Source organism: Neobacillus sp. NPDC058068, assembly GCF_042885335.1.
Lineage (GTDB): Bacteria > Bacillota > Bacilli > Bacillales > Cytobacillaceae > Neobacillus.
This window is the reverse complement of record NZ_JBHVSI010000019.1, coordinates 36,674-56,151: the sequence shown is the minus strand read 5'-3', so window position 1 is coordinate 56,151 and position 19,478 is coordinate 36,674. Positions and strand designations below refer to the sequence as shown.

The window sequence follows — 19,478 nt, the reverse complement described above, 5'->3', positions numbered from 1 at the left end:
AAAAGAGCTGATATCCAAAATTTCAAACCTATAGCATAATTGCTTTCGAAATCCAAGTTAATACTTTGCTAAAAAAATTAGGGGATACCATTAGTACTTTGGTATCCCCTAATAATATTTAAGGCTCTTTTCTAAAAGTTTGTTGATTTTTTCAATAATAGAAGGCTATCCGCCAGTAAAGTCAACTTATCCCTCAATTATAGGACTTTATTATGCAAAAACAACTATGTTTACGAAAACAGCCAAATTTAAACACGATATACTCTTGTCTCATACGGTTTTAGTGTTAACTGTCGGAGTGGTTCATGCTCAGAAACCTCATAGTTATTTAACAGCAAATTTTGATAGTCCAAGGAAACACCTGTGATCTCTGCCGGTTCTACGGAAAGGTTTGTGATTACGATTACCTTTTCCTCAGCCGAAGTCCGGGTATAGGCATATATTTGCGGATCCTCTTTAAGCAGCAATTCATAAATACCGTAAGTAAACACGGCATTCGACTTTTTCAAGCGAATCATTTTTTTATAAAAATTCAAGATGGAATCAGCATCCTTTTGCTGTGCTTCTACATTGATTTCCTTATAATTTTTATTCACTTTCAACCATGGTGTTCCGTTGCTAAAACCAGCATTCACTTCATCCGACCACTGCATTGGCGTACGGGAATTATCACGACCTGACGCCCAGATGACCTCCATAATTTCCTCGTGAGGAACCCCGTCCGCTCGTTTTAAACAGTACATATTTTTTGCCGAAACATCATCATAATCTTCAATTGATTCATACCGGACATTGGTCATCCCAATTTCCTGACCTTGATAAATGAACGGTGTTCCCTGCATGAGAAAGTACATCGCAGCAAACGCCGTTGCACTTTCACGCCAGTATTCCTGATCATTACCCCATGTGGAGACGACACGCGCTTTGTCATGGTTTTCAATGAAAAGTGCATTCCATCCCTTTCCCTCTAAGCCTTTTTGCCAGCGGGATAGTACATTCTTTAACTCGACGATATCAAGTTCCTTTTTTGTTTCAGCATCCCAAAGGTTAAGATGCTCAAATTGAAAAACCATGTTGAATTTCCCTTGGTTTTCACCTACCCACTGCTCAACATCATCAACATTATCAACCGTTACTCCGTTCGCTTCACCAACGGTCATGATGTCATATTTAGCAAATGTTTCTTCCTTTAACTCTTGTAAAAACGTATGAATTCCTTCGACGTTCATCATTTTTTCAAAGCATGAAACATACGGAAGCCCCTCAGGATTTGGCATATCCAGAAGGCCTGGCTCCTTCTTAATATGACTGATGGCATCAACGCGAAATCCATCAATTCCTTTATCAAGCCACCAGTTGACCATCTCATAAAGTGCCTTACGAACATTTTTATTTTCCCAATTTAGATCTGGCTGCTTTTTTGAAAAAAGATGCATGAAATACTGATCTGTTTCTTCATCATATTTCCATGCGGATCCAGCAAAAATACTTTCCCAGTTATTCGGCTCTTTACCGTCCTTACCATCTTGCCAAATATACCAATCCCGTTTCGGATTGTCTTTCGAGGTGCGAGACTCGATAAACCAAGGATGCTCATCACTTGTGTGATTGATGACTAAATCGAGGATTAATTTCATCCCGCGTTGGTGTGTTTCTTTTAATAGAAGATCAAAATCAGCCATTGTTCCAAACTCGGTCATAATCTCCTGATAATCACTAATATCATAGCCATTATCGTCATTCGGAGATTGATACATAGGACTGACCCAGATGACATCAATCCCTAAATCTTTTAGATAATCTAGTTTTGCAATAATTCCCTGTAAATCACCAATTCCATCCCCGTTGGCATCCATAAAGCTACGTGGATAAACTTGATAAGCAACTGCTTCTTTCCACCATAATTTATTCATGATAAATTCCTCACTAATCGTTACTTTTGTCTGATTTCTCTGCACTTGGCTGACTGCATGATAAGCGTTCAACCAAACGATGCGAGATTATCAGGCGCTTCGTAGGTTCATTGTTGTTTTCGATTTTTTGGATTAAATTTTTTGAAGCTTGAAAGCCAAGCTCAAAAATATTTATATCAACAGAAGTTAAGGGCGGTTTCGCCATTTCTGCCAGCAGAACATTATTAAAGCCGACAATCGAGATATCGTCTGGAACTCTAATTCCTAATTCATCCAGAGTATTCAGAACACCAAGCGCCATAAAATCATCTGCTACCACAAGGGCTGTCGGCGGATGTTCGAGCTGCATTAACTCCCGAACTGCCTGCTGTCCGCCCTCCCTTAAAAATTTCTGATGAATAATATATTCACTTCTTGCCTCAATACCTGCCTCCGCTAATGCCTTTTTATAACCATCCTGACGGTCAGACGTTACAATTAATTCAAGACTTCCGCCGATAAAACCAATTTGCTTGTGGCCTAGTCCGATTAAATAGGCAGTAGCCTCTTTCATCGCGCGAATATTATCATTATCTACGTGAGTAATTTCTTCGATATTTTTATATGGTTTTCCAATCAAAACAAACGGAAAACTTCTATCCATTAAATAAGAGATGACCTGGTCCTCAACTTTTGAAGAAAGTAAGACAATCCCGTCGACCCGTTTTCCCTGCACCATTTGAACGACAGCATGAAGAATTTCCTCTTCCGATTTCCCTGTCGTCATATGCAAGGCATAATTTTTCTCTTGTGCCCCTTCACTGATTCCCTGCAATACAGTAGGAAAAAAGGGATTTTGAAACCCAACATCCTTCGAGCTTGGCATCACTAGTCCTATTGCCTGCGTTGATTGACTCGCCAAATTTCTGGCATTTAAGTTGGGATGGTAGCCGAGCTGCTCCATTGCCTGTTTTACCTTTTGCTTTGTGGCTTCACTAATTCGTGGACTATCGGCAATAACCCTGGAAACCGTTGATGGAGCAACATTTGCTAAGCTAGCTACATCCTTAATCGTAACGTTCATATTTTTTCCCCTCTCAAAGGGTGTAATTCAATTTATCAATATTAACCTTTCGTTCCTCCTGCTGTTAATCCAGATACGAAGAATCGCTGGAATGACAAGAAGAGAATCGCAATCGGAACAGCAATTAGAACGGCCCCGGCTGCAAATGTCGTGAATTCAGCGCCAAATTGTTTAGCGACCATTTCATATAGACCCACTGCTAATGTATAATTTTTTTCAGTCCGTAGCAATATGCTCGCAATAATAAAATCAGCAAATGGGCCAATAAATGCGAACAGCGCAACAACGGCAATAATTGGTTTAGCCAGCGGCATGACAATTTGAAAAAAGATTCGTAAATGTCCGGCACCATCAATCTTTGCTGACTCATCAAGCTCCTTCGGAATGGTATCGAGATACCCCTTCATCAGCCATGTATTCATCGGAATTTGCCCACCGACGTAGACGCAGATAAGACCTAAATGGGTATCGATTAAATGGGTAAGCGTCGCTAAAATATAGATTGCAATTAGAGCAGCAAAGTTTGGAATCATTTGCAAAATCAAAAATGTCATTAAGCCATTTTTCCGTCCCACAAAGCGATAGCGGGAGAAAGAGTAGGCTGTTAAACTGACTAGAATAACGGTAAATACCATCGTTAAAATACTTACTTTTAACGAGTTGATGTACCAAAAGAGATAATTACTTTTACTTGTATCAAACAGATGCTGGTAATGGGCAAGTGTCGCGTTTTTCGGAATAATACTTGACCCCGATAAGCTTTGCCCAGGGTTAAACGATGACCCGATAATCCAGGCCAACGGATATAAAATAATAACAAACATAATCAATACGACTAGATAGGTCAGGGTAAGTCTGGTGATTTTCTGTCTTTTCGTACTCATATTACATCATATCCTCTTCTTGGAATGATTTTGTTCTTTTAAATTGCCAAATCGCCACGGTGATAACAATCACAGATAAGAGCATCGTCAATGTTGCAGCCTTTGAATATTGCGCCGAAGTCATCGTTAGACGGTAAATCCATGAAATAAGGATATCTGTACCACCGGCGTTCTGCCCAGTTACTGCCGGGCCGCCGCCATTAAATAAGTAAATGATACTAAAGTTATTAAAGTTGAATGTGTATTGCGTAATGAGCACTGGTGCTGTTGCAAATAAGACTAATGGTAAGGTAATGTTTTTAAACTTTTGAAAGGTGGAAGCACCATCAACGGTGGCAGCTTCATACAAATCTGCCGGAATCGATTGTAGAACACCGGTTGTCATCGCAAAGATGAACGGGAACCCTAACCAAGTTTGAATACAGATTAACGCAATTCTTGTAAAAATCGGTTCGGTCATCCAAGGCAGGCCTTCAATCCCAAAGAAACCTAGGATATCTCTGTTAATCGCACCAAAGGATTCATTAAACATCCCCGCAAATACTAGAATGGAGACGAATGCCGGGACAGCCCAAGGTAAAATAAACACAGTCCGCATTATTGCTTTTCCTTTTACATCCTTCTGATTGACAATAATCGCAAGGAAAATTCCCAGCGCCACCTGGAAAGTTGTCGCAACAAATGTCCAGACAAGTGTCCAAGCAAGTACCGCAAAGAAGGTGTTTCTCCACATGTCCACTTTAAAAATATCTACAAAGTTTTTAAAACCAACCCAATCAACCAGTTTTGCCGGCGGAGTATGGTAAAGATCATAGTTTGTAAACCCAAGTAAAATAACGAAAATAATCGGAAAAATAACGACAAACACTAATAGTAAAAATCCAGGTGACATGATTAAATAGGGAAAACCGTTATCAACAAGGTTTCGGTACTGTTCCTTAACGGTGCTGACGGGTTCATGGCTATCACGTTTTTTCCCCACTTTATAGGCATCACGTAAGTTAAACACGTAAAACCCAATTCCAAACACAAGGACAATGATAGCCAAAATCCCATACACTAAAAGGAAAATCGAATGATCCTCGAATGGAATTTCTCCTAATGTAACTAATCCCCATAAACCGATGTTTATTAAATCCATAAATACATAAATAAAAGCTGCACTTAAGACGAGAAAGGAGACTCCCTTTAAAATTTGCTTGTTATACAGTTGACCTATCCCAGGGATAATGGATAGAATCAATGCTTTCTTACGGTGGCTGGTTGGATAGGATACTTCACTCGACATCCTACACTCCCCTTTCTTTTTTTAATAGTTTAACTCAGATGCTTTATCAAGAAAAAACTTTTTTCCCTCATAAAACAGCTGAATTAGAGAGCAGTACCTCATTGAGGTGAGGCACTGCCGACATGGAACTATTTAGTAGAAGCAATATTTGCTTTGATTTGTTCTACTGCCGAATCAAGAGCCGCTTTCGGTGCTGATTTTCCAGTTACAACCGTTTGAAGGGATTTAGCCATTGGATCCCAAACTTGACCCATTTCAGGGATGTTTGGCATTGGCACAGCATATTGTGATTGCTCAGCTACTGCCTTTGCTCCTTCATTATCTTTAATTGCTGGATCATCAAGTAATGCTTTGTTTGTTGGAACTTCAGCTGTTTGTTCGTAACGATATTTAGAGTTTTCATCATTTGTAATAATTTCGACGAATTTGGTTGCCCATTCTTGATTCTTAGAATAAGCAGATACATGCCAGCCTTTAACGCCCATGAATGTTTTTACATGGTCACCGTTAGGAAGTGTTGGAAGTGCTGTAACTCCAATTTTAATGCCTGCATCTGTATATGGTTTAAATGCCCATGGTCCGTTCATAACAGAAGCCACTTTCCCTTCTGTGAAGAGACCATCTAGAGCAGACCCGCCATTTTCACCAATGATCCCTTTAGGGAATAATCCCTCTGTATACCATTTTTGGATATATTCAGTACCTTTGACAGCACCCTCATTATTTAAGCCAATATCTTTCGGATCATTGTTCTTAAAAACATAACCGCCCATACCGCCAATAATACCGTGAGCGAAATAGAAGTTATCCCAAAGCGCTAGAAAACCATATTTTTCACCCTTAGTGAAATCTTTGGCAAATTTATAAACATCATCCATTGTCTTTGGAGCTTCAGGCATTAAATCTTTATTATAAATAAAAACTGGTGTTTCTGAAGCTTTTGGAAGTCCGTATAATTTACCATCGTACGTTTCTGCATCAATCGAAGGTTGTGAAAATTGATCCGTAACCTTTTTGTCGACTTTAAGCTCAGCAATAAGACCTTCTGTTGCAACTTGCCCTACTTGGTCATGCGGTAAGGTTACAACATCTGGGCCTGTCCCTGCAGGACCGTCAAGGCGTAATTGATCACGCATTTTTGTAGCCATTTCTACTTCTTTGAATTCAATTTTTATGCCATTTTCTTTTTCAAAATCAGCCGCTACTTTTTTAAGCCAGCCAGATTTGTCTTTATCTTCCCATACAACAAGTTTATCCGGTTTTGCTACTGTTTCTTCCTTTTTGCCAGTGTCTTTCTTGTCTGTAGTATCACGCTTTGGACCACATGCAGACAGAACACCAAGCATCAAGACAGCCATCATAAAGATTGCTAGTGCTTTTTTCATTTTTTCCCCTCCTGTTAAATGTAGGAATGATTTGTAGTTCTGCCCGCACCGCAAAACCTATCTTTTAGAATAGCGCTTACATTTGCGAAATCGGTTGCACAACTTACTTTCATTATAATACCTAAATTTAATTTTACAACTAGTTTTTGTAAAAAGTTTTTTATTATCCAGATGAAATGGAAAGGCTAGCATGGATATAAATTTATATCATTTCTATTTGTTTTTTAGTAAAATAGCCTTAAAATAACGTTTCAAGAAAGAGAGTTGAACTAGCTTGTTTAAAGAAGCCATCTATCATCGACCAAAGGACAATTACGCATACGTTTGCGCAAACGATGAATTACATATTCAAATTCGCACTAAAAAAATGGATATTAAAAAGGTAACTCTTATCCATGGTGACCCCTATAATTGGGAAGGGAAACAATGGAAAACTGACGCCCTACCGATGAAAAAAAGCGGTTCTGATCAGTATTTTGACTATTGGTTTGCTTCAGTAATCCCCCCTTTTAAAAGATTACGGTATGGTTTTCTCTTAAATGATGGAACGGAAACCGCCTGTTTTACAGAAAAGGGCTTTTACGCTGAGCCTCCAGTTGACGATACCGCTTATTATTTCTGTTTTCCATTTATGAACAAGGCAGATATTTTCCAGGCTCCCGAGTGGGTAAAAAATACAGTATGGTACCAAATCTTCCCTGAGCGCTTTGCAAACGGAAATAAAGACATTGATCCTGATGGGGTCCTTCCTTGGGGGAGCGATGAACCGACTCCAACAAATTTTTTCGGTGGTGATATCGAGGGAATCCAGCAAAAGATACCTTACTTGAAGGATTTAGGAATTAGCGGCATTTACTTTACTCCAATCTTTAAAGCCTATTCCAACCATAAATACGATACGATTGATTATCTAGAGCTGGACCCGCAATTTGGAACAAAGGAAGCTCTTAAAGAATTTATCGATGCCTGTCATAAAAATGACATAAAAGTAATGCTTGATGCAGTGTTTAACCATAGCGGCTTTTATTTCCCTCAGTTTCAGGATGTGCTGAAAAACGGGGAAAATTCCGCTTTTAAAAATTGGTTCCATATTCATGAATTTCCATTAGTTACCGAGCCGCGTCCTAATTATGATACCTTTGCCTTTACACCGTTTATGCCAAAATTAAATACGGAGAATCCAGAAGTAAAGGAATATTTGCTGGAGGTCGGCCGCTACTGGGTTAGGGAGTTTGACATTGACGGCTGGCGTCTCGACGTGGCTAATGAAGTCGATCATGCATTTTGGCGTGAATTTCGCCGTGAAGTAAAGGCAATTAAACCTGAACTGTATATCCTCGGAGAAATTTGGCACGATTCAATGCCTTGGCTGCGTGGTGACCAATTTGATGCTGTCATGAATTATCCGTTTACCTCGAATATCCTGAACCTATTTGCTAAGCAATCGATTACGGTGAAGGAATTCGTTGAAAATATGACAAGTGTGATTCATATGTATCCGAAAAATATTAATGAGGTTGCCTTCAACCTTGTTGACAGCCATGATACTCCAAGAATTTTGACAGAGTGCGGCGAGGATTTGGATCGGGTAAAGCAAGTTTTCACTTTGCTGCTGACCTTTATTGGAACACCATGTATTTATTACGGTGATGAAATCGGGATGACCGGCGGACAAGATCCAGGGTGTCGCGGGTGTATGGAATGGGACCCTGACAAGCAAAGTCAGGAGTTATTTACCCATATCCAAAAATTAATTCAGTTACGCTTTGAAAATCCATTGCTTGCCAATGAGGGAGAACTTAGCTTCATTACACCCGGGGAGCATGATCCATGTCTCGCCTATTCGAAGTCCAATGGGGAGCAGACATTCTGCATTATTTTGAATACAAGCAGTGAGGCAGCTGCCTATTCGCTTCCATTTGATTTAAGCAATAAATCGGTTAAAAACCTGTGGGAGAATAGGGATATCGCAATTTCTGGCGCTGAGTTGACGATTCAGTTACAAGGAAATGGCATTACTATATTGGAATTTTAACAAAAAGGACAGGGAGCTCATCTTGAGCATCCTTGTCCTTTTTGCCTAGTTTTTAGTTATTTTTTAATACAATAGACTCGTATGGACGGAGATTGTTTTGGCTGCCTGCTTCATAGTTAGCAAGGACAACGTTATATTCAGCTAGCTTTGTTCTAAGCTCAGCATCCTCAATGATTACTTCATCTCCACTAAAATTACACAGGACAAGGAGGGCTTCATCGTTCCACTTTCGTTCGTAGGCAAACAATTTAGGATGATCCTTTAGCAGCAATTGAAATTCACCTACCACAACAATATCCATTTCCTTTCTTAGAGCAATCAATTTTTGATAAAAATAAAAGATAGATTCCGAATCCTCCAAGACATTTTTCACATTAATATCTTTGTATCTAGGGTTGACCTTGATCCACGGGGTTCCAGTCGTGAAGCCGCCATGTTCGGAATCATCCCATTGCATCGGCGTTCTGGCATTGTCTCTGCCTTTTACATAAATCGAAGTCATAATTTCCTCATCCGTATAGCCTAACGCTTTTCTTTCGTTATACATATTAATGGTTTCGATATCGCGATAATCTTCAAGGGATTCAAACTTAACATTGGTCATGCCGATTTCTTCCCCTTGATATATATAAGGTGTCCCCTGCATAAAATGCAGGCAGGTTGCTAACATTTTCGCAGATTCCACGCGGTACTTACCTTCATCACCAAAACGAGAAACAATCCGCGGCTGGTCATGATTATTCCAATACAGGCTATTCCAGCCTTTGTTATGTAACGCCATCTGCCACTTCGTAAGATTTTCCTTCAAATCGACTAAATTCAACGGTTTTAAATTCCACTTTCCACCCTGAGCACTGTCTAAGTCCATATGCTCAAACGTGAAAATCATGTTGACTTCTTTCCGATCAGGGTCCGTGTATTTTATAGCATCCTCTGGGTTCGCACCCGGCATTTCGCCAACGGTCATGATTGGGTAGTTAGACAAAACCTCATGGTTCATTTCTTGTAAAAATTCATGGATTCTCGGTCCATTCATATAGTATTGACCGCCATCTCCATATAATTGACCTTCGCTCTGCTCGCCGTCTGGCAGGTCCGGCTGCTTCGATATCATATTAATGACATCCATCCGGAAGCCATCGATGCCTTTATCGAGCCAGAACTTCAACATCTGGTACACTTCTTCCCGGAGCTTCGGGTTTTCCCAGTTGAGGTCAGGCTGTTTTTTTGAAAATAAATGTAAAAAGTATTCATTGGTTGTTTCGTCATATTGCCACGCCGAGCCGCTGAACACGGAACCCCAGTTATTCGGTTCTTTTCCGTCTTTACCTTTACGCCAAAAATAATAGTCGCGATATGGATTGTCTTTTGATTTTTTCGACTGAACAAACCAATCATGTTCATCAGAAGTGTGGTTCACTACTAAATCCATGACGAGTTTCATTTCGCGTTTATGCAATTCCGCTAACATCCGGTCAAAATCAGCCATTGTCCCAAATTCGTTCATAATAGCTTGGTAGTTACGGATATCATAGCCATTATCATCATTCGGCGAATCGTAAATCGGACTGAGCCATATCACATCGACTCCTAATAATTTCAAATAATCCAGTTTCTCGATAATGCCTTGGATATCACCGATTCCATCGCCGTTCGAATCATTAAAGCTTCGGGGATAAATCTGATATACGACACTCTTTTTCCACCATTGGTCATTGGTTTTCAATATACTTTCCTCCTCAATGCAAACAAACACACTATATCACAAAGATGCAGCAAAAACTGAAAAAATCCTCGTCCAATTAAAGATGGATGAGGATTTTTTTATTATCTTATTCATGATCCGGTGTATTCACCATGATTCCAGCTACTTGGGTTAAACGGTCATAAAAGGCCAATCCTGCCGGGTTTTGGTCGAGGCCAATTTCCTCAAATGCCTCTCTCATGCAACGAAGCCAGCACTGGGCTCTTCTCGGAGTCACTTCGAACGGCAGATGACGCTCTCTCATAGCCGGCGGCCCGAATTCTTGGCTGTAAAGGGCCGGACCTCCTAAAAATTGCGGCAGGAACATCCGCTGCTTCCGCTTTATCTCGTTCATATCCCCTTCAAATAATGGGGCTAGTTCAGGATCATCATATACACGCGGATAAAAGGCATTGACTAATTTATCAATCGTTTCTTGTCCGCCTATTTCGCTATAAAGTGATTTAAAATTATATTCCAATTCCTCCACCATCCACTATTATTTTCCCCCTGTTACTGATAATTATAATGATAAACCGGATGGATTTTCGTGATTTATATCACACTAAGGTAGAGTTTACATAAGTTTCCTTCTGGTTGCACTCAATTTATGTCGCCATTTGAGTGATTATGGTATTCTAAAATAATATGAAAGACACTTAACGGGGATTGCATTTTATAATGGTCTTTGTACGAAAAATAGGTCGTCTTCAAGAGGTGTGATGAATGAATAAAGCCTGGATTTATGTTGCTTTAACTTGTTTGTTGGAATTAATTTGGGTGTACGGCTTTAATACAGCTGCTACATGGTGGGAGTGGGCGATTGTTTTGGGGATTATTTTTATCGACTTTCACTTTCTTCCCAAAGCATGTAAAAGCCTCCCGACTGGCACAGTTTATGCGGTTTTTGCAGGAGTAGGAACAATTGGAACAGTGTTGATGGATGTTTTTCTTTTTGGCGGGAGCTTCAATGCTGGAAAATTTCTCTTTATTGCAATAATAGTTTTCGGCGTAATTGGCTTAAATCTCGCAGATAACAGTGAAAAAAAACAAACTGTAAAGGAGGCCGCCTAATATGGGCTGGCTATTTGTCTTTTTGGCTGCAGCAAGCGAGATCACTGGTGCTGCCGGACTTAAATTATATAGTCAGCGGAAAACCATTCGTAATGGGATTCTTTATATTGGCGGGTTTGGTCTGTCTTTTGCTTTTTTATATACTTCCTTTCACTATTTGCAAGTAAGTATTGCCTATGCGGTTTGGGTTGGGATCGGAACTGCCGGTGCGGTGTTAATTAACATGTTCCTGTTTGGGGAGTCAAAAAATATAGGGCGCGTTATTAGTGTTAGTTTGATTATTATTGGGGTAATGGGGTTAAAGGCTCTTTCCTAAAAAAAGAGCCGACCCGAACGAGCAGCCTTTTGCCATTTCCGGTCCATGAAACTGCCTCTCACGGACATTCTTTTCTAGCCCTGTTCGTTACCTAATCGGTGCAACGAGTTCCACTTTAATCCGATCCGGGTCTTCGAAATAAACAGCGTAATGAGAATCGCCTCCAGCGTAAGGATGCTTATCTTGATAAAGGATTCCTACTCCTTTCACCTTTAACTTTTCGGTGATTTCATCAACCTGTTCTTTCGATTTTGCATGAAATGCCAGATGGTTTAGACCTACTCTGCAGCGATGGTAAGGGACATCCATAAACCGATCCTCTGCTTGAACAAAAACGAGATAAGTATCACGATACTTCCAACTAATACCCGAGTCCCATTTCTGATATCGTTCATATCCTAATTCCGTTAAAAACCACTCCCAGAACTCAATAGTTTTAGTAAGTTTGGAAACATAAATTTCAAGATGGTGGAGCATGTTTTGTTCCTCCATTTCTTTAGTGTTCAAGATGAACATAATATTTATTGCAAAAAAGGACTGAACACATTATTCAGCCTTCTCTCCCAATCTCTATTTTTACATATTTGCAGCAATAATAAAGTATCAAGATCAGGCAGACCATGAAAAACGTTCAACACTAAATTCCAATGTATTCAGCTATTTTGAAGCGGAATACATGTCTCATATTTTATAAAATTTCGTAATTTATTGTAATCCAATTTTACCACGATATGACATTAATTGAACATTACCGGCAAAATTTTCGCAAATGTTCACTGAAAATAGTATCCTAGCTTCAAAATAATGGGGCAATGCAAATCATTGTTTTGAAAAGTAAGAGTATTTAAATTATAATTCAATAGAATAGATTTGTTTGGGATGGGAGAGAGTTTGATGGCTAAAATTCAAAATGTTGGACAAATTGGAGTACCCGTGAAGGATATTGATAGAGCGGTTGCCTTTTATAAGGATATACTAGCGCTGCCATTACTATTTAGTATGGAGACAATGGCTTTTTTCGAGTGTAATGGTCTCCGCCTTCTGCTAAGCCTTCCTGAGCAGGAGCAATTTGCTCACCCAAGTTCGGTTATCTATTTTCAAGTAGCAGATATTAAGGAAAGCTATCAAGGATTAGTTGAAAAAGGGGTCAACTTTATCGACGAACCGCACATAGTCGCCAAAATGGGGCATACAGAAACATGGATGACGTTCTTCAAAGATACAGAAGACAACACCCATGCACTAATGAGCGAAGTACAAAGTTAATGGTGCAAAGGAAGCCGTTTTGGATGGCTTCCTTTATTTTTTTAGAATAAAATGTCATTGACTCGTGCTTTTATTTGTATTAATATATTTGTTTGCAAGCATCATACATTAGCGTGGTTCGAGATCCTCCCACGAAAAAAAACTAAGGAGAAATGAATATGGAGAAAACAACTAACACAGTAGCACAACCAATTGGTGCCAAACCAGGTATTGGTTCTGTTGAAACTGCTGCAGCCGGCAAGGCGCACAACAAAGTGCACGGAGTTGTTGTGGGCGGGATTGTCGCCGCATTATACATTGCTGTTTCAGCCTTAATTCAGCCGTTTGGCTTTACCCAAGTCCAGTTCCGTGTCTCGGAAATGTTTAATCATCTAATCGTTTTTAACAAAAAGTACATTTATGGAATCGTTCTTGGTGTATTTTTGACGAATTTATTCTTTTCACCAATGAAAGCCTATGACCTGATTTTCGGTGTCGGCCAGTCGGTGATTGCCTTATTGATTGCGATTGGATGCGCCCGCTTTATCAAAGGCATCTGGGCACGAATGATCGTCAATACACTTGTCTTCACGTTTACAATGTTCATGATTGCCCTTGAACTTCACCTGGCGTTTGGTTTGCCCTTCATGTTTACATGGCTGACAACAGCCGTTGGTGAATTGGTCGTGATGGCCGTCGGCATGCCGATAATTTATGCTATTAACAAACGCGTCCATTTTGAAAAAATGGTTTAATCATAATAAGAGTTGCTGCTAAAAGTGATAAAGCAGCAGCTCTTTTTTGTTGTGATTTAGTTAACCATTCTTTTTATCTTTTGAATTTCTTCCCCATTAATTTGATTGCGAAAATCCCCATTTATTCTTACGGCTGAGCCAAAATGGTATTCCGAGGCTTGGAGCTGTTTATGTATATACTCAATATTACTGGAAGAGAGACCTGATCCCGGCATGATGATTGGCTGGTCAGGAGTTTTCTTCGACGCCGTTAACATCTTATTTAATGGGTCAAGTCCTTCGAGGACCGTTGGTTTTCCTCCAGAAGTGAGAATACGGTCTATATGATAGGGCGAGTCGCAAAGATCCTTATACGCCTCTAAAGTATCAGTCTGATCAATGGCGCGATGAAAGGTTACGGATAGGCCTTGCGCTTCTTCTAAAACCATGGGAAGAATGTCAAAATCTACTGTATGCTTTTCGGTTAGCCCTCCAAAAACAATCCCGGCGGCACCTAACTCTTGAATTATTTTAATATCTTCTTTAATGGCATCCCATTCATTCTTACGGTATTCAAATGAATAGCTATGAGGCCGAACCATAACCATTACAGGAATTTCTACGCTCTTTACAACCGTTTTAATCGTTCCGTAACTTGGCGTCAGGCCGCCTTCGGCAATTGCGGAAACCAACTCAAGACGGTCCGCCCCATTGGCTTCAGCTGTTTTTGCATCTTCTTGATTTAAGACAATAATTTCTACTTTGCTCATTTTTCAATCCTCCTTAATCGGAAAATATTTGTAATAGGTTTCTGTTTGTGTCCGCGTAATGCAGCCGTTTTTTTCAAAAACTCTTTGCATTTTCTTATTTGCGATATGGGTGCTCCCAATGTAGTGGGTTGCTCCCATTTTCTTTAGTGCCCATAACGATTGAAGATGCAGATCAGTACTTAAACCTTTCCCTCTCGCTTCAGGTAATAGTCCAAAATAAAACAATCGCCCCTCCACTATTGTACCGGGCTCAATGTGGGGGATGGAAATTCCAATCGGGTTATCTTGTAAATAATATACGTGGCATGATTTTCCCCAGTCTGCCCCTAATTCGCTTTTAACAGACAATAGATGCTGGTCCATTGTTAAGGTTGATGGTTTATTATCTGAACCTGACATACACCTTTCCCAGAAGTGTTTAAATTCTGATTCTGAAAACCTTTGGTCTGCTATGGCAGCATAGGTAAACAGTGTTTCCCCTTTATCAAGGTTCGATAAATCCTTGTAAACTTCAACTCTTGAGGAAAAATGTTCAAACCCGTTTCTCAGGAATATTCCCGATAAGTAGTCGAAGTCTTCTGACGTCCTATCCAACGAAACACCTATACGCTCGAGTCCCCACTGGGAGCACAGATTAATTAACAAGGAGAGCTCTTGCTCAGAAATCAGGTCTGTCGGTTTTTCTTTTTGTTCAATTGTAATGTAGGCAGGAAAGCCATTTAATAATTTAAAGGTTTTACCCACTAAACTCTCTATTAATAATATTTTGGGCATAACACTCGACCTTTCCCCATTTTAATCGCTATCAAGAATAATTTTAATAAATATTGAGACTGGAAAACAAATTCAAAGTTTGAATATTACTAAATTAAATTTTTCGATTATTAAGTTTATTGTGGTAGGATAAATTTGTTATAGTTATATTGAGAAATTAGAAGGGAGAGAACCGAATGTTAAAACGTCCATTAGAAAATGAATACCCTAATTATTATGTACCGTATGTGAAGCTAGTTCCTGAAGGTGACCTGTTATCGATTCTGAAAGAGAATCTGGTTGACACGGCAGCCCTTTTGGAGAGTTTATCTGAGGAAGACAGTCATTTCCGTTACGCCTCTGGTAAATGGAGTATCAAAGAGGTGCTTGGTCATATGGCAGACACTGAAAGAATCATGAGTTACCGCCTGTTGCGAATTGGACGCGGTGACCAGACACCCTTAGCAGGATTTAACGAGAACGATTATATTGATGGTTCTCAATTCGACCAACTTCCGATAAAAAACATCCTTGAAGACTTTGCAGCAACACGAAATGCCACCATCACGTTAATTCAGAATATGCCGGATGAGGCCTGGGCCAAAAGAGGCATTGCAAACGAAACCGATATCACCAGCCAAGCCATCGCCTACATCATCGCAGGCCATGCCATCCACCACCTGAAAATCATTCATGAAAGATACCTGCCAGAATTCAAATAAACCATTTGATCGCAGTGCAAATGGTGTTAGTTAAATGATTTAATTTTATTGATGTCATTTTAATGGTGTCATTTTAATGGTGTCAGGCACCGCTCGTGGACAAATGTCCGCCCGGGGTGGACACTCTCGTTTTTTCGGTTTAGTATGAATTTAAGCTTGCGAACGTTAGTTCTGTGATTTATAATGGAAATATCGGTAATAATATGTAGTGGGCTGCATTCATTGACAACTATCCAATGCCTGGCTATCAACCTATCGATACAAAGAACTCAAGGAGCTGATTTTTAATGACGGTACGATTAATTCCCTATTTAGTGATGGACGGAAATGCAAAGGAAGCGATTCATTTTTACAAAGAAGCATTGAATGCTGAGGTTCTCTTTCATCAATCTTTCGGCGAAATGCCGGAAAACCCAGAATTTCCTATACCTGCGGAAGCAAAGGACCGTGTGAGTCACGCGACAATAAAAGTGGGTGAAACAGAATTAATGTTTTCTGATACATTCCCTGGCCAGCCACATCAAAGCGGAACACAAGTTACGATCTGTATTACAACTGACGATGCTACATTGGCTCATAAGTTTTTTGATGCATTAAAGGAAGGCGGTCAAGTGGGCATGCCACTGCAAGAAACTTTCTTTAGCCCAGCTTACGGCAATGTAACAGACAAGTTCGGAATTTCCTTTCAAATTTTCACTGAAGGTCGACAATAGATTATATCAAAACAAAACAGCTCTGTTCGCATCTATTGCGACAGAGCTGTTTTTCTTTTTCCAGACAAACTCTTCCACAAATTGGAATTGAAATCTACAACCTATAGTTTGATATAAAATTTAAAAATTCCTTTTGCTTGGAATGATCATATTTCATAACGGCATATGTGTTAGCTTCGGGCATTGGGATCGAATGACAATCGACCTCTAGTAATCTTCCTTCTAATAATTCTCTCCTAACCGTAGATGTCGGCAGGAATGATACCCCCAACCCCTCAACAATAAACCTTTTCGTAATATGGACTTGCGATACTTTCATCATTCTTATACTTGGAAATTTGATTTTCACTACTCTGCAAAGATGCTCCCAATAACCAGGATGATTGTGGGTTAATAGAAAGTTGGTTGTTAATACTTCCCCTTCATCCAATGGGGGAGCTGATTCAGCATCCCCCCCATCATGCGGGGCAACCAATATGACTTTATCTTTATATAAAAGCTCACTAATCAAACTTGGATGACTACTGTTTAAGCACGACAGCGCCAGATCTACTTCATCCTTTAAGAGCGCCTGTTCAATATCAACAGATTCAATAATTTTTACTGAAATCTCCACTTCCGGGTACTGCTTTGTATAGCTCTTCAGAACGTAGGGTAAGATGGTATCTGCGATTAGAGGTGAGATACCGAGTGATAATTTCCTTGTGTATCCTTGACTAAAGGAAGATAAATCCTCTAGACCATGTTGATAAACCTCCAGCAATCTAGTTGCATGAACTAAATATCTTTTCCCCTCCTCCGTCAGTTTAATTTTTTTCCCTTCGCGATGAAACAATTGAGTCCCCAATTCTTTTTCCAGTTGTTTAATATGAACCGTTACGGAAGGCTGTGAAATATATAGGATCTCTGCTGTTCTGCGAAAATTACCACAATCAGCAGCCGTAATAAAGGTGTTTATCCATTGAAATTCCATTTTTCGCTCCTTATTAAAAATTTTAATTAATCGCTTCTAAAATATTCAATATTCTTAATTGTCCTTTTCCTATAAAATAACACTAAATAAGGAAGGGAGCGATTTTTATGATTCAAAAAGGATTGAAAGGGATTGTCGCGGCAGAAACATCGATTAGTCATATTGATGGGGAAAATGGACAGCTGTTTTATCGGGGGTATGAAATTCGAGAGATTGCGAAAAGATTTTCTTTTGAAGAAGCAGCCTATCTTCTTTGGTTCGGCCACTTACCTGATGAGGTACAGCTAAGCGTGCTAAAAAACGAGTTGAAATCTAATCGTGAATTACCCGAATATGTAATGGAAATAATCGACCAACTCCCGCCCGCCATGGATTTAATGAGTGTTATTAGAACGTCCATTTCCGCAGAAGGCGGTCAGTCGGATTATGGGTGGAAACCTGGTGTTTCACAGGCTATCCGGTTAACCGCTTTAGTTCCTACAATTATCGCCTATCGAAAAAGATTTTTAGAGGGGCAAAGTTTTTTCCCATCTCGGAGCGATTTAGATTTTGTTGAAAATTACTTGTATATGCTAGATGGTAACTTGCCTTTAGCTGCCCATATCGAGGCACTGGAAACATATATGATCCTAACCTTAGAGCATGGAATGAACGCCTCTACTTTTTCTGCCAGGGTTACAGCATCCACTGAATCAGATTTAGTTTCGGCAATCACATCAGCAGTTGGGACAATGAAAGGTCCTCTTCATGGCGGCGCTCCTTCAGGAGTCATCGAGCTTCTGGATGAAATTGCGATGGTTGGTGATGCTGAAACGGTAATTAGAGCAAAGGTTTTGCGCGGGGAAAAATTAATGGGGTTTGGACACAGGGTGTATAAAACGCATGACCCGCGAGCAGTTGCACTAAAAGCAAAATTAATGGGACTCGTTGGTGAGGATGAGTGGCTTGATTTAGCGATGACAGTAGAGGATACGGGTGTTAAGTTATTAGCGGAGCTGAAGCCCGGTCGATTGCTTTATACAAATGTAGAGTTTTATGCTGCGGCCATCATGAAAGCAATCAATTTGGATGTGGAACTTTTCACCCCTACCTTTACTGCAAGCAGAATGGTCGGATGGACGGCACACGTCCTAGAACAAGCAGAAAACAACACAATCTATAGACCACAATCTAAATATATTGGGACCTACAATAAATAGTAGTTATGGTGTCAGGCACTAAAACTAACCCCAACGCAGTTTTTTGCGTTGGGGTAGGGCTTTATCCCATTTTTGTTCGTGCTGGCTGATATTTTCTCATTGGTCCTTTTTCAAGTACTTCTTGAATATAGAGGTTCCCGTTCGGACTTGTTTTTTTAAGCAGTTCCATTAAATATGTAATATCATCCAGTGCTCTATGTGTTTGGTAATTTGTGATATTGTGTGCTTGTAAGAGAGTCAAGAGCTTACCATTTGGGAAACCATAGTTTTTCCAAGGGATATTTCTCATCGTGCAATACCATTTTAAATCGTTGACCTCGGGATACATGTGATAAAGAAAACTGCGATCAAAGGAAGCGTTGTGTGCAAACACAGTGTCCGCGCGATGAAAATAGGTTTTTACTTTTACATCATAAAAGCTTTTTCCTCTAACCAACTCGTATGGGATCCCGTGTACTCTATATGCTTGGTCATAATTATTTCGGGCTGATGTCGATAGAGGCTCCCGCAAAAAGGAATCTTCCTCAATTATTTCGATGATTTCCCCAGAATCGGATCGATAGGTAAATAACTTTAAAGCCAGTTCAATCACTTCATCTTTAGTAGGACCCAATCCGGTCGTTTCCACGTCCAAAAGCAAACCATATTTTTCTATGCTAGGCACCAT

20 protein-coding genes and 1 riboswitch are annotated in these 19,478 nt (G+C 39.9%); of the genes, 8 read left to right on the top strand and 12 right to left on the bottom strand.

Annotated features, from left to right (window positions below):
- Positions 1 to 248: 248 nt before the first annotated feature.
- The 5 genes from ACFVSW_RS20955 to ACFVSW_RS20935 all read right to left on the bottom strand — a co-directional run bounded on the left by ACFVSW_RS20955 (position 249) and on the right by ACFVSW_RS20935 (position 6,533).
- Complete coding sequence (locus tag ACFVSW_RS20955) at positions 249 to 1,913, bottom strand: glycoside hydrolase family 13 protein (RefSeq protein WP_387318555.1); 1,665 nt, start codon at positions 1,911 to 1,913, stop codon at positions 249 to 251.
- A gap of 13 nt (positions 1,914 to 1,926) precedes the next feature.
- Positions 1,927 to 2,976, bottom strand: coding sequence for a LacI family DNA-binding transcriptional regulator (locus ACFVSW_RS20950; RefSeq protein WP_387318554.1), 1,050 nt, complete (start codon positions 2,974 to 2,976; stop codon positions 1,927 to 1,929).
- A 41-nt stretch (positions 2,977 to 3,017) separates the two neighbouring features.
- Positions 3,018 to 3,860, bottom strand: a complete 843-nt coding sequence (locus tag ACFVSW_RS20945; RefSeq protein ID WP_024026335.1) for a sugar ABC transporter permease — start codon at positions 3,858 to 3,860, stop codon at positions 3,018 to 3,020.
- 1 nt (position 3,861) lies between these two features.
- Positions 3,862 to 5,148, bottom strand: coding sequence for a carbohydrate ABC transporter permease (locus ACFVSW_RS20940; protein ID WP_387318553.1), 1,287 nt, complete (start codon positions 5,146 to 5,148; stop codon positions 3,862 to 3,864).
- A gap of 128 nt (positions 5,149 to 5,276) precedes the next feature.
- Complete coding sequence (locus tag ACFVSW_RS20935) at positions 5,277 to 6,533, bottom strand: extracellular solute-binding protein (RefSeq protein WP_387318552.1); 1,257 nt, start codon at positions 6,531 to 6,533, stop codon at positions 5,277 to 5,279.
- Positions 6,534 to 6,807: 274 nt separating this feature from the next.
- Between ACFVSW_RS20935 and ACFVSW_RS20930 the strand changes: the two genes are divergently transcribed.
- Positions 6,808 to 8,568: a glycoside hydrolase family 13 protein gene (locus tag ACFVSW_RS20930; RefSeq protein WP_387318551.1), complete on the top strand. Its 1,761-nt coding sequence runs from the start codon at positions 6,808 to 6,810 to the stop codon at positions 8,566 to 8,568.
- A 52-nt stretch (positions 8,569 to 8,620) separates the two neighbouring features.
- Here the strand turns inward: ACFVSW_RS20930 and ACFVSW_RS20925 are convergent, their stop codons facing one another.
- Together ACFVSW_RS20925 and ACFVSW_RS20920 are read right to left on the bottom strand one after the other, a co-directional pair.
- On the bottom strand, positions 8,621 to 10,294 hold the full coding sequence (locus ACFVSW_RS20925; protein ID WP_387318550.1) for a glycoside hydrolase family 13 protein: 1,674 nt from the start codon (positions 10,292 to 10,294) through the stop codon (positions 8,621 to 8,623).
- 106 nt (positions 10,295 to 10,400) lie between these two features.
- The gene (locus ACFVSW_RS20920; RefSeq protein WP_387318549.1) at positions 10,401 to 10,805 is read right to left on the bottom strand and encodes a globin domain-containing protein; all 405 of its coding nucleotides are present in this window, start codon (positions 10,803 to 10,805) and stop codon (positions 10,401 to 10,403) included.
- A 233-nt stretch (positions 10,806 to 11,038) separates the two neighbouring features.
- On the opposite strand from ACFVSW_RS20920, the gene ACFVSW_RS20915 reads away from it, so the two are divergent.
- Together ACFVSW_RS20915 and ACFVSW_RS20910 are read left to right on the top strand one after the other, a co-directional pair.
- Positions 11,039 to 11,386 (top strand): DMT family transporter, encoded by a 348-nt coding sequence (locus tag ACFVSW_RS20915; RefSeq protein ID WP_387318548.1) that lies wholly within the window; start codon positions 11,039 to 11,041, stop codon positions 11,384 to 11,386.
- Position 11,387: 1 nt separating this feature from the next.
- Positions 11,388 to 11,702: a DMT family transporter gene (locus tag ACFVSW_RS20910; protein WP_387318547.1), complete on the top strand. Its 315-nt coding sequence runs from the start codon at positions 11,388 to 11,390 to the stop codon at positions 11,700 to 11,702.
- 87 nt (positions 11,703 to 11,789) lie between these two features.
- Here ACFVSW_RS20910 and ACFVSW_RS20905 read toward each other — a convergent pair whose 3' ends face one another.
- Positions 11,790 to 12,179 carry a VOC family protein gene (locus ACFVSW_RS20905; RefSeq protein ID WP_387318546.1) on the bottom strand — a complete coding sequence of 130 codons (390 nt, stop codon included), beginning with the start codon at positions 12,177 to 12,179 and terminating at the stop codon, positions 11,790 to 11,792.
- Positions 12,180 to 12,596: 417 nt separating this feature from the next.
- On the opposite strand from ACFVSW_RS20905, the gene ACFVSW_RS20900 reads away from it, so the two are divergent.
- Both ACFVSW_RS20900 and ACFVSW_RS20895 read left to right on the top strand, forming a co-directional pair.
- Entirely contained in the window at positions 12,597 to 12,968 is a 372-nt protein-coding gene (locus ACFVSW_RS20900; protein ID WP_387318545.1) for a VOC family protein, read from the top strand.
- Between the two features lie 107 nt (positions 12,969 to 13,075).
- Positions 13,076 to 13,120: riboswitch (PreQ1 riboswitch) on the top strand.
- 6 nt (positions 13,121 to 13,126) lie between these two features.
- The gene (locus tag ACFVSW_RS20895; protein WP_387318544.1) at positions 13,127 to 13,702 is read left to right on the top strand and encodes a QueT transporter family protein; all 576 of its coding nucleotides are present in this window, start codon (positions 13,127 to 13,129) and stop codon (positions 13,700 to 13,702) included.
- 56 nt (positions 13,703 to 13,758) lie between these two features.
- Here the strand turns inward: ACFVSW_RS20895 and ACFVSW_RS20890 are convergent, their stop codons facing one another.
- A complete protein-coding gene (locus ACFVSW_RS20890; protein WP_387318543.1) occupies positions 13,759 to 14,451 on the bottom strand; it encodes a copper homeostasis protein CutC in 693 nt (230 codons plus the stop codon).
- A 3-nt stretch (positions 14,452 to 14,454) separates the two neighbouring features.
- The gene (locus ACFVSW_RS20885; RefSeq protein WP_387318542.1) at positions 14,455 to 15,225 is read right to left on the bottom strand and encodes a GNAT family N-acetyltransferase; all 771 of its coding nucleotides are present in this window, start codon (positions 15,223 to 15,225) and stop codon (positions 14,455 to 14,457) included.
- Positions 15,226 to 15,401: 176 nt separating this feature from the next.
- On the opposite strand from ACFVSW_RS20885, the gene ACFVSW_RS20880 reads away from it, so the two are divergent.
- Together ACFVSW_RS20880 and ACFVSW_RS20875 are read left to right on the top strand one after the other, a co-directional pair.
- Positions 15,402 to 15,926 carry a DinB family protein gene (locus ACFVSW_RS20880; protein WP_387318541.1) on the top strand — a complete coding sequence of 175 codons (525 nt, stop codon included), beginning with the start codon at positions 15,402 to 15,404 and terminating at the stop codon, positions 15,924 to 15,926.
- A 287-nt stretch (positions 15,927 to 16,213) separates the two neighbouring features.
- On the top strand, positions 16,214 to 16,639 hold the full coding sequence (locus ACFVSW_RS20875; RefSeq protein WP_387318540.1) for a VOC family protein: 426 nt from the start codon (positions 16,214 to 16,216) through the stop codon (positions 16,637 to 16,639).
- A 94-nt stretch (positions 16,640 to 16,733) separates the two neighbouring features.
- Here ACFVSW_RS20875 and ACFVSW_RS20870 read toward each other — a convergent pair whose 3' ends face one another.
- The gene (locus ACFVSW_RS20870) at positions 16,734 to 17,612 is read right to left on the bottom strand and encodes a LysR family transcriptional regulator (RefSeq protein WP_387318539.1); all 879 of its coding nucleotides are present in this window, start codon (positions 17,610 to 17,612) and stop codon (positions 16,734 to 16,736) included.
- Positions 17,613 to 17,719: 107 nt separating this feature from the next.
- Here ACFVSW_RS20870 and ACFVSW_RS20865 point away from each other — a divergent pair, with 107 nt between their 5' ends.
- A complete protein-coding gene (locus ACFVSW_RS20865; RefSeq protein ID WP_387318538.1) occupies positions 17,720 to 18,811 on the top strand; it encodes a citrate synthase/methylcitrate synthase in 1,092 nt (363 codons plus the stop codon).
- Between the two features lie 61 nt (positions 18,812 to 18,872).
- Here ACFVSW_RS20865 and ACFVSW_RS20860 read toward each other — a convergent pair whose 3' ends face one another.
- A complete protein-coding gene (locus ACFVSW_RS20860) occupies positions 18,873 to 19,478 on the bottom strand; it encodes an exonuclease domain-containing protein (protein WP_387318537.1) in 606 nt (201 codons plus the stop codon).